Source organism: Lacipirellula sp. (assembly GCF_965279485.1).
Classification (GTDB): Bacteria; Planctomycetota; Planctomycetia; order Pirellulales; family Lacipirellulaceae; genus Lacipirellula.
Window position 1 is genome coordinate 3,303,151 of record NZ_CBDIIC010000002.1, and the last position, 16,330, is coordinate 3,319,480.

General features: G+C 61.8%; 15 protein-coding genes. 12 read left to right on the forward strand and 3 right to left on the reverse strand.

What is annotated here, in order from left to right:
- Nucleotides 1-39: 39 nt before the first annotated feature.
- A complete protein-coding gene (locus ACQY7R_RS20825) occupies nucleotides 40-303 on the forward strand; it encodes a hypothetical protein (RefSeq protein ID WP_428307478.1) in 264 nt (87 codons plus the stop codon).
- A 14-nt stretch (nucleotides 304-317) separates the two neighbouring features.
- Nucleotides 318-626, forward strand: a complete 309-nt coding sequence (locus ACQY7R_RS20830; RefSeq protein ID WP_428307479.1) for a type II toxin-antitoxin system RelE/ParE family toxin — start codon at nucleotides 318-320, stop codon at nucleotides 624-626.
- 13 nt (nucleotides 627-639) lie between these two features.
- On the opposite strand, the gene ACQY7R_RS20835 is transcribed toward ACQY7R_RS20830, so the two are convergent.
- Both ACQY7R_RS20835 and ACQY7R_RS20840 read right to left on the reverse strand, forming a co-directional pair.
- The gene (locus tag ACQY7R_RS20835; protein WP_428307480.1) at nucleotides 640-1,587 is read right to left on the reverse strand and encodes an alpha/beta hydrolase; all 948 of its coding nucleotides are present in this window, start codon (nucleotides 1,585-1,587) and stop codon (nucleotides 640-642) included.
- 179 nt (nucleotides 1,588-1,766) lie between these two features.
- Nucleotides 1,767-2,489, reverse strand: coding sequence for an RsmD family RNA methyltransferase (locus ACQY7R_RS20840; RefSeq protein WP_428307481.1), 723 nt, complete (start codon nucleotides 2,487-2,489; stop codon nucleotides 1,767-1,769).
- Between the two features lie 405 nt (nucleotides 2,490-2,894).
- On the opposite strand from ACQY7R_RS20840, the gene ACQY7R_RS20845 reads away from it, so the two are divergent.
- From ACQY7R_RS20845 to ACQY7R_RS20855, 3 genes are all read left to right on the forward strand, one after another.
- Nucleotides 2,895-4,199, forward strand: a complete 1,305-nt coding sequence (locus tag ACQY7R_RS20845; protein WP_428307482.1) for a peptidylprolyl isomerase — start codon at nucleotides 2,895-2,897, stop codon at nucleotides 4,197-4,199.
- Nucleotides 4,200-4,308: 109 nt separating this feature from the next.
- A complete protein-coding gene (locus ACQY7R_RS20850) occupies nucleotides 4,309-4,575 on the forward strand; it encodes a hypothetical protein (protein WP_428307483.1) in 267 nt (88 codons plus the stop codon).
- Complete coding sequence (locus tag ACQY7R_RS20855; protein ID WP_428307484.1) at nucleotides 4,572-4,982, forward strand: type II toxin-antitoxin system VapC family toxin; 411 nt, start codon at nucleotides 4,572-4,574, stop codon at nucleotides 4,980-4,982. The genes ACQY7R_RS20850 and ACQY7R_RS20855 overlap by 4 nt, the downstream gene beginning before the upstream one ends.
- A 612-nt stretch (nucleotides 4,983-5,594) precedes the next feature.
- Here the strand turns inward: ACQY7R_RS20855 and ACQY7R_RS20860 are convergent.
- Nucleotides 5,595-5,765: a hypothetical protein gene (locus ACQY7R_RS20860; protein WP_428307485.1), complete on the reverse strand. Its 171-nt coding sequence runs from the start codon at nucleotides 5,763-5,765 to the stop codon at nucleotides 5,595-5,597.
- Nucleotides 5,766-5,797: 32 nt separating this feature from the next.
- On the opposite strand from ACQY7R_RS20860, the gene ACQY7R_RS20865 reads away from it, so the two are divergent.
- From ACQY7R_RS20865 to ACQY7R_RS20895, 7 genes are all read left to right on the forward strand, one after another.
- On the forward strand, nucleotides 5,798-6,736 hold the full coding sequence (locus ACQY7R_RS20865) for a LysR family transcriptional regulator (protein ID WP_428307486.1): 939 nt from the start codon (nucleotides 5,798-5,800) through the stop codon (nucleotides 6,734-6,736).
- A 191-nt stretch (nucleotides 6,737-6,927) separates the two neighbouring features.
- On the forward strand, nucleotides 6,928-11,601 hold the full coding sequence (locus tag ACQY7R_RS20870) for a glutamate synthase-related protein (protein WP_428307487.1): 4,674 nt from the start codon (nucleotides 6,928-6,930) through the stop codon (nucleotides 11,599-11,601).
- Nucleotides 11,602-11,693: 92 nt separating this feature from the next.
- Nucleotides 11,694-12,077 (forward strand): GxxExxY protein, encoded by a 384-nt coding sequence (locus ACQY7R_RS20875; RefSeq protein WP_428307488.1) that lies wholly within the window; start codon nucleotides 11,694-11,696, stop codon nucleotides 12,075-12,077.
- A 75-nt stretch (nucleotides 12,078-12,152) separates the two neighbouring features.
- Entirely contained in the window at nucleotides 12,153-13,730 is a 1,578-nt protein-coding gene (locus ACQY7R_RS20880; RefSeq protein WP_428307489.1) for a glutamate synthase subunit beta, read from the forward strand.
- A 249-nt stretch (nucleotides 13,731-13,979) separates the two neighbouring features.
- Nucleotides 13,980-14,714 (forward strand): PEP-CTERM sorting domain-containing protein, encoded by a 735-nt coding sequence (locus tag ACQY7R_RS20885; RefSeq protein WP_428307490.1) that lies wholly within the window; start codon nucleotides 13,980-13,982, stop codon nucleotides 14,712-14,714.
- Nucleotides 14,715-15,108: 394 nt separating this feature from the next.
- Nucleotides 15,109-15,561, forward strand: a complete 453-nt coding sequence (gene tnpA / locus ACQY7R_RS20890) for an IS200/IS605 family transposase (RefSeq protein ID WP_428307491.1) — start codon at nucleotides 15,109-15,111, stop codon at nucleotides 15,559-15,561.
- Nucleotides 15,562-15,871: 310 nt separating this feature from the next.
- Nucleotides 15,872-16,327 carry a peroxiredoxin gene (locus ACQY7R_RS20895; RefSeq protein ID WP_428307492.1) on the forward strand — a complete coding sequence of 152 codons (456 nt, stop codon included), beginning with the start codon at nucleotides 15,872-15,874 and terminating at the stop codon, nucleotides 16,325-16,327.
- The last annotated feature ends 3 nt before the right edge of the window (nucleotides 16,328-16,330 follow it).

Below are 16,330 nucleotides of genomic sequence, written 5' to 3' on the forward strand. Positions count from 1 at the left end.
CAATTAGGTTGGTTTGCTTAAGAAGAGGAGTCTCTCCATATGCTCAAGTCATACCCGCCAAAGATTCAGTCCTTCGTCGACCAAAAGATTGCTTCCGGAGAGTTTAGCTCCGTCGATGATTTTTCGATCGAAGCGGCTGAACTCTACTTAGAACTAGATCGTCGTCGAGAGTTGCTAAAAACCAAGCTCGCGGTCGCAGCTCAAGAGCTTGAGCGAGGCGAAGGGATTGTCTTAGAGGACGAAGCGGCAATCGCTTCATTTTTTCTTGATCTTCGCTCCGAGGTTCGCGGCCGTTCCAGATAGAACGCCGTAAGCTTATGAACGTCATTGTTGCGCCATCCGCGCGAAACGACCTTCGCGGAATTCTGTCCTACATCGCCGAGGAGAACGCGACTGCGGCCGAGCGCTTGAGCGAGCGCTTCGAAGCGGTCTTCAAATTACTTGGCCCCAACCCTTGGCTTGGGGAAAGTTGTCCGCAATACGGCGTGGGCCTGCGTTACGCCTTCGCAGGCGTTTACGTCATCTTCTATGACGTTGACCAAGCGGCTGATTCGGTCAATATCAGAGCCGTCTTGCACGGAGCACGCGACTTGCCCGTCGAACTAATGAAGCGGAGCGTGTCGTGAGGTCGATTGCGTCTTACGGCGTGATGCCTCGAGCTTTCAACCAAGCCTCCAATTCATTCGGCCACAAATCCGCCGGCCGCTTGTCGCGCAGCATCCCGAACCCATGCCCGCCGACTTCGTAGATGTGCATCTCCGCCGGCACTTTGTTCGCCCGCAGCGCTTCGTAAAACAGAATGCTGTTCTTCGGCACGACGCCGTCGTCGTCGGTGGCATGCACCAGGAACGTCGGCGGCGTCTTGTCGGTAACGCGGCGATCGGTCGACCATTCTTCCGCGAGTTCTTCGCTCGCTTCCCCGCCGAGCAAGTTCGCCCGCGAGCCGCGGTGGGCCGCGTCGCCCACGAGCGTAATCACTGGGTAAACGAGCACGGCGAAATCGGGCCGGCTGCTCTGCTGCGCGATTGGATCGCTCGACTTCGCATCGCCGTCGTCGAACATCGTCGCCGCGGTGGAGGCAAGATGCCCGCCCGCTGAAAAGCCGCAGACGCCGATTTTGTTCGGATCGACGCCTAGTTCTTTCGCATGGGCCCGCACGGTGCGAATCGCCTGCTGGACATCCTGCAGCGGCACCGGCGCCAGGTTCTTCCCGCCGCCGCAGCGATAGCGGAGCACGACGCCGACGATCCCATGCTCGCGGCACCACTCGGCCACCTCGTGCCCTTCCTTCTGCATCGCCAGGCCAACGTAGGCGCCGCCGGGGCAAATCACCATCGCCGTGCCGTTCCGTTTCTCCTTCTCGGGGAGGAAGTAAGTCAGCGTCGGCGAATTCGCCACCTGCACCGACCAGTCGAGCGAGTCGGGCGCTGCTGGCTTCTCGCCTTGGTTTGCCGCATGATCGGCAGGCCACAGCAGTTCTTCCTTCGGCGTCTCAGCAGCGCACGCGACGCGCGACTGCATTGCTAAAGCCGCAACCGTGAGAAGAAGCAATGCACCGAGCGGGCGGCGAGAGAGTAGGCTAGTCATGGCGATCGTCCAGATGGCTGTAAGCTCGTCGGTCGACGATAGGAAAAGTGAAAACAGATCGAAGTGATCTGACGCCAATTTAGATCAGTGCGGCGGGCGCGCGTTTAGCGTTTCTGAGTTTTGTTTATCGATTGCTGATCGCTAGCGGATGCCGCCATTGCGGCTCGCGATCAGCCGCTTCAAGCCTTCTTCTGCCAAATCCCCACGACCGCGGGCGAGTAGGTCCGCACGTCCCATTCCTTCACGCCGTTGTACTTTTCGCCTGTGGGCAGCAGGGTCGAGTCGAAGCGGACATCGCTCTCCGTCACCACAATGCTGTCGGGCGGGCAATGCTCCATCACCGCCGCGATCAAGCCGAGCGTTTCCTCTTGGCGGTCAATGAAGAAGTCGTAGGGCGGACTGCAGAAGACGAGCCAAGGAACTGCGGCCGGCGGCGGGGCCGAACCTTGTGCGCCAGCCGCGGCGGTCAGCCCGTCCGCTCGCCACCAGCCCTCTTCGCCCAGCACGAGGTTGCGCTTCCCCCAAAGAAAGGCGCTCGTCATGAGCAGCGCCGCTTGTCCTTCGACGCCGAGTCCCTTGATGTTTTGCTCAATGACTCGCGCCGTCGGGACGTGCCGTTCGATAAACGTGGCGAACACTGAACCGCGGCTGATCGCTTCCAGGCCGAGCGCTCCGGTGCCAGCGAACAGGTCGATCGCATGCCGTCCTTCTGAACCGACGCCGACGAGATTAAAAATCGACTCGCGCACGCGATGCTTCATCGGCCGGGTGACCGGATCTTCGCCGCGGCGGAACGGCTCGTAGGTCAACTTCCGCCCGCGGTGCTTGCCGCCGATGATCTTCAGTTCGATCGGTGCGTTGAGCTCGTCAGCGACGCGGCGTTTTGGTTTAGGTTTGCCCATGTGATTGTTTTTCTGCTGTTGCCGCGGCGTCGCGTCGATCGCGAAGTGAAGTCGGTTCGAAGATTGGACCGGATTGCAGGATGTCGCGGATCGACAGGATTGATGACTTTGAGGCCGGCCAGGAACCGCCTTGTCTGCTCACAAATCTTCAGCCGTCTTGAATCCTGTAAACCCGCGAGATCCCGCCAATCCTGTCGAAATAAATCGCCAAGCGATGCCATCTAAAGGCGCCAGAAGTCCGCCAGACGAAGTTCTCTATCTTATCGAACTTACTGGCATGCGCGACGTAGGAAATGAGGGCCTCAGCGACGCCCGCGGCGCCTGCCGTCGTTTCAACGAATTTGCTATTCTGTGATGCTGTTTCAGCGTCGTTACCATTGCAACTAGAGCTTGGGGTTTTGCCCGATGTCAAGGATTGTTCTGCTGTTGCTGGCTCTCGGATTGATCGTTCAGGGGCGTGTGGCTGTGGCTCAGGAGAGCGAATCGGCCAGCGAAATCACCGTCACGGAGGAAGCTCCTGCGGCTGAGGAAGCTGCTCCGGCGGAAGAAGCCGCCACCGCAGAGGAGGCTGCTCCCGCCGAAGAGGCGACAAAAACGGCCGAAGGCGACGCTGACGCGAAGCCTGAGCCCTCGCCCGAAGCGGTGAAGGCCCGGGCTGCGTTCGACGTCGTTCACAAGCAGTGGCAGGAAATCGTCGGGCAGATCCCCGCGGTGCAAAAGGAACGTCAAACGGCCAAGGCCGAGAAGCGGGCCGAACTCGATAAGCAGGTGACCGACCTGTACCGCCAGGCCGACGCCCTCATTGGCAAAATCACCGACGCCGGTTTGGAAGTTTACAAGGCCGACCCGAACGCCTATCCCGAGGTGAACGACACGCTGGTGGTCGTCGCCCAGTTCTATCTTAACGGCGGGCCAAACGGCGATGGCGGCGACCAGTACGAGAAAGCGCTCAAGCTAATCAGCGGCCTGCTCGACGCCGGCGCTGGCGCGAAGTACCCGCAGCTCTACTTCTGGGGCGGTCTCGCGGCCTACAACTGCAATGAGTTCGGCTTGGCTGAACGCTATTTCGCGGAATCATCGAAGGCGAATGGCGAAGTCGGCGGGCTCTCGGAAGGGCTCGTGCAGAACGCCCTTCAAGCCCAAGGCAATCTCGGCGTGATGAAGAAGGCCTGGGAGAAGGAATCGGCCATCCGCGCGGCCGAAGCGAAGGCCGACAACAACCCCCGCGTCAAACTGACGACCACCAAGGGCGATGTTGTCATCGAACTGTTCGAGAACGAAGCCCCGCAAGCGGTCGCGAACTTCCTGACGCTCGTGAAAGATGGCTTCTACGATGGTCTGACGTTCCACCGCGTCATCCCGGCCTTCATGGCCCAGGGGGGCGATCCTGATGGCAACGGCAGCGGCGGCCCCGGCTACAGCATCAAGTGCGAGTGCTACAAGCCTGACTACCGTCACCATTTCCGCGGCAGCCTGAGCATGGCCCACGCCGGCCGCGACACGGGCGGCTCGCAATTCTTCCTGACGTTCGTGCCGACCTCGTTTCTCGACGGCCGCCACACCGTTTTCGGTCGCGTGGTCGAAGGCATGGACAACGCCTCGTCGATCAAGCGCGGCGAACCGGTCCGCAGCCCCGACAAGATCGTGAAGGCCGAAGTCCTCCGCGACCGCGGGCATGACTACAAGTTCGACAAGCTGCCGGGCAAATAAGGACGTTAAGACGGACTGCGGCGAGCCAAATCGGTCAGGTTTGGCTCGCCGTTGCGTTTCGAGGTAGAATATCGAGTGGCGTTCGGAGTTTTTCCAAGAGGCCGTCGTAATGCTCGATGAATGTCGTTTGCCGGTCACAGACCAAGGCGTGGTCGTGCCAAAGGGTTGGTTCGGCCAAGCTCAAGAAGTCGTGGTGCGCAATGAGAACGGCCGAGTGAACCTCGAGCCGGTTGCAACGCAGTCCCCGCCGGCCCCTACTAGCGCCACCCCAAAGTCGGCGTCCATCTGGGACATCGGCAGTGATCCGATCATGGACGACGCGATCACCGACAGCTCTACCAATCACGACCGTTACCTGTATGGGCGGCAGTCGTGAAACCCGTTTTTATCGACGCTTCTTTCATACTAGCGTTGGAATTCGGTCACGACCAAAATCATCAATCAGCCGCTGAATGCTGGGCGGCTGTTCGGACGGCTGGGCGTCCAACGCTAACGACCTCGTTTATTCTTGATGAGGTTGCGACCCACCTGAATGCACGTGGGCATCACCGCCGTGCTTTGGCCGTGGGAGACCGCCTGATGGCCGATGCCGAAGCGTTTGTCTTTGTCGATCACAACCTCTTCAATGCTGGCTGGGCCTACTTCTGCCGCCATGCCGATAAGCGATACTCCCTCACCGATTGCATCTCGTTCGTTGTGATGCAGGAGCGAGGACTGCGCGAGGCCCTCACTTTCGACCAGCACTTCACGCAGGCCGGCTTTGAAGCGTCGCCCGGGGAATAGCCATGGTCAACGTCGTAGGGTTCCCGTTGATTGCGTTTGGCGCTTTCGTGACCGCCTTCAACTTGTACGTCGGCTACGGTCGGTATTCAGTCCACCGACTGCAGGGAAGATCAAGGGACAGCTTTCAGTACGTCTCTGGATTGCCGCTCGCCGGTTCGACTTGTCTATGGATTGGCGCGGGTTTTCTCCTTTGGGGCGGCCGGGACGGATGGGCTTGGCTGGCAGCGGGAGCGTCGCTGTTCGATACCGGCGGCATCCATTGGTTTCTGACGTCACTCTGGTTGAATCGTGACCGGACCGGCTCTTCATCCCATGATTGACCCCGCCGTCATGCCGGTTCTGAATCCGGCAGCGGCCTAGCGGATTTACTCGCGACTCGGGCCTAACGCCGTGTCGGCAGTCGCTCGATCTGCCCTCTCCTCCCCCGCTTGGTGCTTTCGGGTCTCAAGGCAGCCCCTTTTCCCGGCATTTCCGGCCCGACTTGACGGACCGCGCCAGCATGCTTATCCTACTATCGCGATTTTTGATTCTGGCCATGGCCTGTATCGCGAAAGGTGATTCAGGGCATGGGAAGCTCATCGGTGGTAGTCGAGGATCGACGGCGCAAGTTCGTTAAGCGTCATTTACCGCCCCATTGCCAGCAGAAATCGCGATCCAGTCCGGCTGGTTAGCCGGGTCGGAGCCGCTTGAAATCGGTTCGGCGTTGTCGGATTTGCCGGCGACACTCCCCGAATCGCGCACCGAGGAATCAGCTTCGCGCAGCCACGCCCAGCGGTTGCGCAAGACCGACGCCCACGCGTCCCGCATTCAACGCCATGCATATTCGCTCACTCAAAATCTTCTGCGACGTAGTCGACCGGCGGAGCTTCTCCCGCGCGGCAGACGACAACGATATTTCGCAATCGAACGTGAGTCACATGGTCCAGGCGCTCGAAGAGCGCCTGGGCGTCCAGTTACTCGATCGCTCGAAGCGCCCCTTCGAACTGACCGAGGAAGGCCGCCGCTACTACGACGGCTGTCGCCAGTTGGTCCGGCAGTACGAGGAACTGGAAGAAGCTGTCAAAACCCTGCACGACGCCGAAGCCCGCCGGTTGGTGGTCGCCTCGATCTACTCGGTCGGCCTCCATCACATGAGCGCGTTCATGCAGCGGTTCGGCAAAGAACATCCAAGGGCCGCGGTACGGTTGGAATACCTCCATCCCCATCGCGTGATCGAAGAAGTCGAAAACGAAGATGCCGACCTTGGCATCGTCAGCTATCCGAAAGAAACCGACACGCTCACGGCGATCCCCTGGCGGAGCGAGCCGATGGTCGTCGTCTGCCATCCAGGGCACCGGCTGGCGCGCGAGACGGTCCTCGAACTCAAAGCGGTGGCGGGCGAATCGTTCGTCGCGTTCGAGAACGGCCTGGCGCCGCGCACGGCGATCGATCGGGCGCTGGCACAGAACCACGCCGAAGTGAACGTCACGCTCGAGTTCGACAACATCGAAACCATCAAGCGCGCGATCGAGATCGACGCTGGCATCAGCATCTTGCCGGAGCCGAGCGTCCGCCGCGAGATCGCGATGGGATCGCTGGCGAAGATCGCGATCGGCGGCGACGGCCTGTTCCGGCCGTTGGGCATCGTTCACCGCCGCGACCGCCCGCTGAGCGAACTCGCCAGACAGTTCGTCGGCCTGCTGAAAGCCGACGCGGAGTTCTCGGCCGACCTCGTGCCGGCGAGCGCGTTTCAGTTGGATGAAGCCCCGGCTTGAACCGCAAATAAAAAGTCTCTCGCAGAGGCGCTGAGACGCAGAGAAACAAGATCACAGAGACGAAGTAAAAGCGAAAAACTAACTCGTAGATTGTGCTGGGCGCGATTCCTCCGCGCCTCTGCGACTCTGCGAGAGACAAGAACCTGCCACGGTCACGAACGACCGCAGCCTACGCGTTGGAAAGTGTTGCTATGGAAAACCAACTCCCGCTCGTTCACCTTCCCGAAAAGCACGGTCTGTACGACCCGGCGTTCGAGCATGACTCGTGCGGCGTCGGCTTTGTCGCGCACATCAAGGGCGAGCGCAGCCATCAGATCGTCCTGGATGCGATCGAAGTGCTGCGCAACATGGACCATCGCGGCGCCTGCGGCTGCGAAGCGAACACGGGCGACGGCGCCGGCATTCTCACCGCCCTGCCCCACGACTTCCTCGTGAAGGCGGTGAAGGCCGACCTCGGCGTCGACCTCCCGGCCGCGGGCCGTTTCGCCGCCGGCAACGTCTTCCTGCCGCAGGTCGAAGCCGAGCGCAAGATCTGCAAGGAAACGGTCGAAAAGATCGTCGCCGAGCAGGGCCAGCGCCTCATCGGCTGGCGCAAGGTCCCGACGGACGTGGCCGCCGCCGACCTTGGCCCGACGGCCCGCGCGTCGGAACCGGCGATCGAGCAACTCGTCGTCGCCGCTGCCGACGGAGTGGAAGGCGAAGCCTTCGAGCGCCAGCTCTACATGATCCGCAAGCGTGCCAGCAACAAGCTCCGCGCCGACAAGACGCTGAAGCAGGCGAAGCTCTTCTACATCTGCTCGCTGTCGACGAAGGTGATCATCTACAAGGGGATGTTCACGACCGACCAGTTGTTCCACTACTTCCCCGACCTCGCCGACGACGACTATACCAGCCACTTGGCGATGGTCCACTCGCGGTTTGCGACGAACACGTTCCCCTCGTGGGATCGCGCTCAGCCTTGTCGCTTCATGAGCCACAACGGTGAAATCAACACCCTTCGCGGCAACGCCAACTGGATGTTCGCCCGCCAAGGCATGGTGCAGAGCGAACTCTTCGGCGACAACCTGAAGAAGCTCTTCCCGATCGTCGAACCCGACTGCAGCGACTCCGGCACGTTCGACAACGTCCTTGAGTTCCTCCTCATGAGCGGTCGCTCGATCCCCGAGGCCGTCATGATGATGGTCCCCGAGGCGTGGCAAAATCACGAAACAATGCCCGAAGAGAAGCGGGCGTTCTACGAATACAACAGCTGCTTGATGGAGCCGTGGGACGGCCCCGCGTCGATCGCGTTCACCGACGGCAAGTTCATCGGCGCCACGCTCGATCGCAACGGCCTCCGTCCGTCGCGGTACTACCTTACCCATGACGACCGCGTCATCATGGCAAGCGAAGTCGGCGTGCTCCGCTCGATCAAGCCGGAGAACGTGAAGGCCAAGGGCCGCCTCCAGCCGGGCCGCATGTTCCTGGTCGATTTCGAGCAAGGCAAGCTGATCCGCGACGAGGATCTCAAGCACGAATACGCTAACCAGCGGCCCTACGCCGAGTGGCTAAAGAAGGAGCGGATCGACCTCAACGAGCTCCATCCTGAAGAACGCCCGCACGGCTTCAACCGCAAGACGCTGCTCGAGCGGATGCAAGCGTTCGGTTTTACCGCCGAAACGATGAACTTCATGCTCCTGCCGCTGATCAAGGATCAAAAGGATCCGATCGGTTCGATGGGCAACGACTCCTGCTTGGCATGTCTCAGCGACAAGCCGCGCATGTTGTACGACTACTTCCGCCAGCTCTTCGCGCAAGTTACCAACCCGTCGATCGATTCGATCCGCGAAGAAGTGATCATGTCGCTCGAGTGCTACATCGGCCCGGAGCAAAACCTGCTCGAAACGACGCCGAAGCACGCCCATCGCCTGCGGATGCCCCACCCGATTCTCTCCAACGAGCAGATGGCCGCGCTGAAGCGGATCAACCGCCGCGGTTGGCGCTCGAAGAAAATCGACATCACCTGGCCGCGCGAAGAGGGAACCGCCGGCATGGTGACGGCCCTCGAACGCGTTTGCCAGGAAGCCGAAGCCGCCGTCGAGGAAGGCTACACGCTCGTCGTGCTCACCGATCGCAAGATCAGCGCGGACCGCGTGCCGCTCAGCTCGCTGCTCGCCACCGGCGCCGTCCACCATCACCTCGTTCGCACTGAGAAGCGGACACGCGTCGGCATTTGCGTCGAAACGGGCGAAGCTCGCGAAGTGCACCACCACTGCTTGCTCGTCGGCTACGGCGCCGATGCGATCAACCCCTACTTGGCGTTCGAGTCGCTCTGGCAAGCCCGCCGCGAGGGGCTGCTCGATTCGGGCGAGTCGACCGTCAAGGCCGACGAGTCGGGCGAAGGCGACCAGCACCCCGCGATCGACAACGTCTCCGACGGCGAAACCCACGATCCCGTCACCGCGGCCGATCACGAGCTCGTGAAGAAGTACCGCACCGGCGTCGCCAAGGGCATGCTCAAGGTGATGGCGAAGATCGGCATCTCGACGCTGCAAAGCTACAAGGGTGCCCAAATCTTCGAAGCGATCGGCCTCCGCGACGAAGTCGTCGCCCGCTGCTTCGCCGGCACCGCCAGCCGCATCCAAGGCGTCGACTTCAAGGTCCTCGCCGAAGAGGCCCTGCGGCGCCACGCCCTGGGCTATCCGCAGACGCCGGCCGGCAAGATGCCGATGCTCCCCAATCCGGGAGAGTTCCATTGGCGCGCCGAAGGCGAACGCCACATGTGGGATCCGCAGTCGATCGCCGACATCCAGGTCGCCGCCCGCAACAATAGCCCCGATGCCTACAAGCGGTTCGCCGAGCACATCAACCACGACTCCCGCACTCGCTGCCAGTTGCGCGGCCTGCTGAAGTTCAAGGAAGGCGCCAAGGCGATTCCGATCGACGAAGTCCAATCGGCGAAGGACATCGTCAAACGCTTCTGCACCGGAGCCATGTCGTTCGGCTCGATCTCGGCCGAAGCGCACGAGTCGCTCGCCATCGCCATGAACCGCATGGGCGGCAAGAGCAACACCGGCGAAGGCGGCGAAGATCCGATCCGCTTCCAACCGCTCCCCAACGGCGATTCGAAGCGCTCGGCGATCAAGCAGGTCGCGTCAGGCCGCTTCGGCGTGACGATCAACTACCTCGCCAACGCCGACGAATTGCAGATCAAGATCTCGCAAGGCGCCAAGCCGGGCGAAGGGGGCGAACTCCCTGGCCGTAAGGTCGACGACACGATCGCGCGGATTCGTTACAGCACCCCCGGCGTCGGTCTCATCAGCCCGCCGCCGCATCACGACATCTACTCGATCGAAGACCTCAAGCAGCTGATCCACGATCTGAAGAACGCCAATCCTTCGGCCCGCGTCAGCGTGAAGTTGGTCTCTGAAGTCGGCGTCGGCACGATCGCCTCGGGCGTCGCGAAGGGTTACGCCGATCACATCCTGATCGCCGGCGACGGCGGCGGCACTGGCGCTTCGCCCCTTACCAGCATCAAGCACGCCGGCCTGCCGTGGGAACTCGGCCTCGCCGAAACGCACCAAACGCTGGTGATGAACGACCTCCGCAGCCGCGTCATTGTGCAAACCGACGGCGGTCTGAAGACCGGCCGCGACGTCGTGATCGCCGCGATGCTCGGCGCCGAGGAGTTCGGCTTCGCCACGGCGCCGCTGATCACGCTCGGCTGCATCATGATGCGGAAGTGTCACCTCAACACCTGCCCCGTCGGCGTTGCCACGCAAGATCCGGAACTTCGCAAGAAGTTCAACGGCAAGCCAGAGTACGTGGTGAACTACCTGTTCATGGTCGCCGAAGACGCCCGCCAGATCATGGCGAGCCTCGGCTTCCGCACGATCGACGAGATGGTCGGCCGCGTCGACTGCCTCGAAACCGACGCTGCCATCCGCCACTGGAAGGCCGACGGCCTCGATCTCACGAACCTGCTGATGCCGGCGAAGAAGCCGTACCCCGAAGCGGGCACATACAACACGCGGAAGCAAGATCACGGCCTCGAGCAATCGCTCGACATGCGAACGTTGCTCAAGCTTGCGGAACCGGCCCTCGTCGCCGGCACGCAAGTAAAGGCCGACGTCGAGATCGTCAACACCGACCGCGCAGTCGGCACGATCCTCAGCCACGAGATCGCCAAGAAGTATGGCGCCGACCTGCTGCCCGACGGCACGATCCACTTCAAGTTCACCGGCTCGGCCGGCCAAAGCCTCGGCGCCTTCCTCGCGAAGGGCGTCACGCTCGAACTCGAAGGCGACGCGAACGACTACGTCGGCAAAGGCCTCTCGGGCGGCCAGATCATGATCTACCCGCCGGCCAACGCCAGCTTCGTCGCCGAGGAGAACATCCTCGTCGGCAACGTCTGCCTCTACGGCGCCACCAGCGGCCAGGCGTTCCTCCGCGGCCGCGCGGCCGAGCGGTTCGCCGTTCGTAACAGCGGCGCCTCGGCGGTGATCGAAGGCGTGGGCGACCACGGCTGCGAGTACATGACCGGCGGTCGCGTGGTCGTCCTCGGTTCCACGGGCCGCAACTTCGCCGCCGGCATGAGCGGCGGCGTCGCGTACGTCTGGGCGCCGGACCGCGAGCGCTTCCTGCTCAACCTCAACATGGGCATGGTCGAAGCCGAACCGGTCGAAGCGGAAGAAGACGTCGAGGAACTGAAGCAACTCATCGAGCTGCATCAAAACCTCACCGGCTCGCCACGAGCCGGCGACATCCTCGACCGCTGGGACGAAACGCTGCCGCAGTTCGTCAAGGTGATGCCAGAAGACTACAAACGCGTGCTGCTGGAAAAGAAAGCCGCCAAGCAGAAGCATGCGGCTCCCGCGGCTGTGTGATAGGAGGAGATCTCTCGCAGAGGCGCGGAGGCGCAGAGGGTTAGGGACAGAGTCGTTTGGTTGACTGCTGTTGAGTAACTCCGGAGCGTTCCATGCATCTGAATGAGATCTCGGGTGAGATTGTGGATGCCGCGTTCAAGGTGCACACGCAACTTGGGCCAGGATTGTTGGAATCGGTTTACGAGCGCGTGTTGGCGTACGAACTGCGAAAGCGGGGATTGAGCGTCGAAACGCAAGAAATCGTTCCGATTCGATATGACGGAGTTGATTTCGACGAAGGTTTTCGGCTCGATCTTCTGGTCAACGACAGCGTTATTGTCGAAGTGAAATCAATCGAAGAAATCGCCGCCATTCACAAGAAGCAATTACTTACATACTTGAAGCTACGAGACAAACGACTCGGGCTATTAATTAATTTCAACGTTGAGCTAATCAAGCAAGGAATCACCCGCATCGCGAACGGCCTCCAAGAGTAACGCCTCCATCGAAACTCTGCGCCTTCGCGCCTCTGCGAGAGACTTCTTCCGAACAAAGCTAGAAACGAGCGTGCCATGGGAAAGCCCACCGGATTCAAAGAGTTCCCCCGCGAGACCGTCCCCTACCGCGACCCGGTCGATCGCGCGAGCGACTTTCTCGAAATCTTCACCCAAGCTCCCGTCGAGCACCTGATGACTCAGGGCGCCCGCTGCATGGATTGCGGCGTCCCGTTCTGCCAGTCGAACAGCGGCTGCCCGATCGACAATCTCATTCCTGAGTGGAACGACATGGTCTACCAGGGCCGCTGGCGCGACGCGCTCGATCGGCTCCACAAGACCAATAACTTCCCCGAGTTCACCGGCCGCGTTTGCCCGGCGCCGTGCGAAGGCTCGTGCGTGCTCGGCATCAACAACCCGCCGGTCACGATCAAGAACATCGAGAACGCCATCATCGACCGCGCCTGGGAAGAGGGCTGGGTCGAGCCGAGCGTGCCGACCTACCGTACCGGCAAGACGGTCGCTGTCGTCGGCAGCGGCCCCGCCGGTCTCTCTGCCGCCGCGCAGCTCAACAAGGCGGGCCACACGGTTACCGTCTACGAACGCGCCGACCGCATCGGCGGCCTGCTGATGTACGGCATCCCCAACATGAAGCTCGACAAGGGCGTCGTTGAACGCCGCGTCCAACTCCTTCGCGACGAAGGCGTCACGTTCGTCACCTGCACCCACATCGGCCGCGAGGAAGAGTTCCCCTCGGGCCACATGACGCAGATCATGCAAGAGCGCGGCTGCGAGGTGAAGTTCATCGAACCGCAAAAGCTGATCGACGACTTCGACGCGGTCCTCTTCTGCACCGGCGCCACCCGCACGTTTGATCCCACCGCGAAGGCCCCTGGCCGCGAGCTGAAGGGGATCTTCAACGCGATGGACGTCCTCACCCGCAACACGAAGAGCCTGCTCGACTCTGAGTTCACCGACGAAGCGTTCACGCCCGTCCGCGGCAAGCACGTGATCGTGATCGGCGGCGGCGACACCGGCGCCGACTGCATCGCCACCAGCCTTCGCCATGGCGCCGCGAGCATCGTCAACTTCGAACTGCTCGCCCCCGCTCCCGCCGAGCGGGCCGCGAACAACCCCTGGCCCGAATGGCCCCGCATCTTCCGCGTCGACTACTCGCACGCCGAGGTGAAGGCGATCACCGGCGAAGATCCGCGGGCGTACAACATCATGACGAAGGAATTCGTCGCCGATGAGAATGGCCACGTGAAGGGCGTTCGCACCGTCGAAGTCGATTGGTCTAAGCCGGTCGCCGGCGGGGCGCCGTTCAGCGAAGTCCCCGGCAGCGAGAAGGTGTGGCCCGCCGAGATGGTGCTCCTCGCCACCGGCTTCGTCGGCCCTGAGCTGACGATCGCCGAAATGCTCGGCATGACCACGGTCGAACCGCGCCGTGGTTGGACCACCTTCGCCGCCGAGCACGGCAAGTTCGCCACAAACCTCGACGGCGTCTTCGCCGCCGGCGACTGCCGCCGCGGCCAATCGCTCGTCGTGTGGGCCATCAACGAAGGCCGCGGCGCCGCCCGCTCGATTGACGAGTACCTGATGGGTTTTACGAACCTCCCGGCGCCGGGCATCAACCTGCCTGCTCAGGTGGTGTGAGCCTAGCGGCGCTCGCCCTCAGAGTGTGAACATCAAACGCACCCCCGGACTGGTCGCTCAAGCGACCAGTCCGAACCCACGCTAGGGTGCCGTCATCACGCACGGCCCTCCATCGCATGACGCAGCGGTCGCGTCGCCGCGCACGCGCTTCAAGCGATCATCCGCTCAGGCACAAGAATCGCTCTGAGTCGGCGACCGAAGTCGCCGTCGTGGCGGCATGCTACATCGAATCGGCCCCGGGCGCCCCACATGTCTCGTTATCTCTCCGCTGTGTTGTCGCTGCTTCTCACTTCTTCGTTCGCCGCCGCCGCTCCGTTGGCGCCCCTCTACAACGAAAACGCCGACGCCGTCGCCTCGCCAACCTACTTAACGAACTTCGGCAACGTCGCTATCGTTCCGGCCGGCTCGCCATTTCCAACGAAGTCGTTCGAGTTCAACACGCAGGGGAACCCCGAGAGCTTCTTTTACGACCAGATCAAGTTTCTCGTCGACGACGTCGGCTCGCCGTATGCAGGGACGTCCTACAAGCAGTTCCAAATCAGCTTCGATCTCTTCACTAAGCAGTTGATCGGCTCGGCGAACCTGTTCAACATCCTCCTCGATGCCCCCGGCGTTGCGGCCCTACGCTTCGAGAACACCGGGGCCGTCGTTGTGCAGAACTTCACTTACTCCACGGTGGGGCAGCACGCCGATCTCGCTGCGCGGCACGTCGATCTGACGCTCGACCTGAATCTGAAGCGGTTGTCGGTTGCTCTCGACGGGCAAGAGGTCTACAACGCGGCCGCGAGCAGCGCGACGCAACTCCGCAGCGTCCGGTTTTCTTTCGGGGCCTTGTCGTCGGATGTGGTCAGCGACAACGCATTCGTCTACGTTGACAACATCCAGATCTCCGCGGCCGTCCCCGAACCGTCGACGATGGCGCTAGCCGCCTGCGTCGCCCTAACGTGCATCGCCCGCCGCCGCAGCGGAGGCCTGGCTCACTGACGCCTGGCTCTGCGGACGGGGCCCACTTTGCCAGTGCCGGTGGCGTGAGGCTCTGTCCATGAAGATAGCGGTTCCCTTACCGAAAGGTGGCCCGGAGGGCCAATCGACAATAGCCCAGCGTTTTAACGCTGGGTAAATTCGCCCGGCCGCGCCTGTAGTCCCGTAGGGACGATTGAAATCGCCGCAGATATTCCGGCGTCTCGGTAGTTGGCACTAGTTGCAATAGGTGATTAATCTATCAAGTAACAGACAGTCGCCCCGCCGGGGCTTCGGCGGGTTGTCGCGTCCCGTTACCCAGCGTTGAAACGCTGGGCTATTATCGGCCGTCCCTCCGGGACGCAGCCGATCTCGCGACGACGTGTTTCGTGTTATTCTCTCTCGACGGGGCCGTCGCATGTCCCATTCCTACGCCAGCTCCCTCTACCACTGCGTCTTCAGCACCAAAGACCGCCGCCGCATGATCGACGTTGAGCTACAACCTCGCCTCTGGCCCTACCTCGGCGGCATCGCCCGCGACAATAGCATGAAGGCCCTCGCCATTGGCGGCGTCGAGGGTCACGTTCATCTTCTTCTCTCGCTCCCGTCAACGCTGGCCGTCGCGAAGGCGATGCAATTCGTTAAAGCCGGCTCGTCCAAATGGATTCACGACACATTCCCTGAACGCCGCGACTTCGCTTGGCAAGAAGGCTACGGCGCCTTCAGCATCGGCGTCTCGCAAATCGACGACACGAAGCGATACATTGAGAACCAAGCGGAGCACCATCGACGTCACACGTTCGAAGAGGAGTTCATCGCGTTCCTCGAGCGCCACGGCATCGAACACGACACGCGATACGTTTGGGGCTAAACAACGCGGAATGAACGCTGCCAAGTGAGCATTTGCCCGCAGCCTCGAAACCTCGCAGCTCTGAAGTGTCGTAGGCCTCCAGTGCATCCGGTCCCAGAGGGACCACCGACAATAGCCCAGCGTTTCAACGCTGGGTAATGATGGGCTCCAACCCCCGGTAGTCTCGTAGAGACGACTGAAAACTCTGCCCGCCCATCCAAGTGGTGATAGTTCAATCGTCCCTACGGGACTATGATCTCCATACCGCACGCCTAACCCAGCGTTGAAACGCTGGGCTATTATCAATCGTCCCGCTGAGACGGGAATTCCCATGCCCTCCACTCAACCCGGCGACCCCGCCCCGAACGTCACCCTCCCCCTCCACGACGGCACGCGCATCGCGCTCGCCGATCTCTGGAAGGAGCACGTCGTCGTCCTCTTCTTCTACCCGCGCGACGACAGCGTCGTTTGCACCAAGGAAGCCTGCGCGTTCCGCGACTCGTTTGAAAAGTTCGTCGAAGCGGGCGCCACCATCGTCGGCGTCAGCGGCGATTCGAGTGAGAAGCATGAAGGTTTCGCCAGCCGCAATCGGTTGCCGTTCCTCTTGGCGAGCGACGCCGACGGTGCGCTGCGCAAGGCCTTCGGCGTACCGAAGACCCTGGGGCTCATTCCCGGTCGGGTCACGTACGTGATCGATCGTCAGGGCATTGTGCGAAACATCTTCAGCGCCCAATTCGCCGCCGACGCCCACGTCCGCGAAGCGATGGACGCCGTGCGGGCGTTGTGAGGT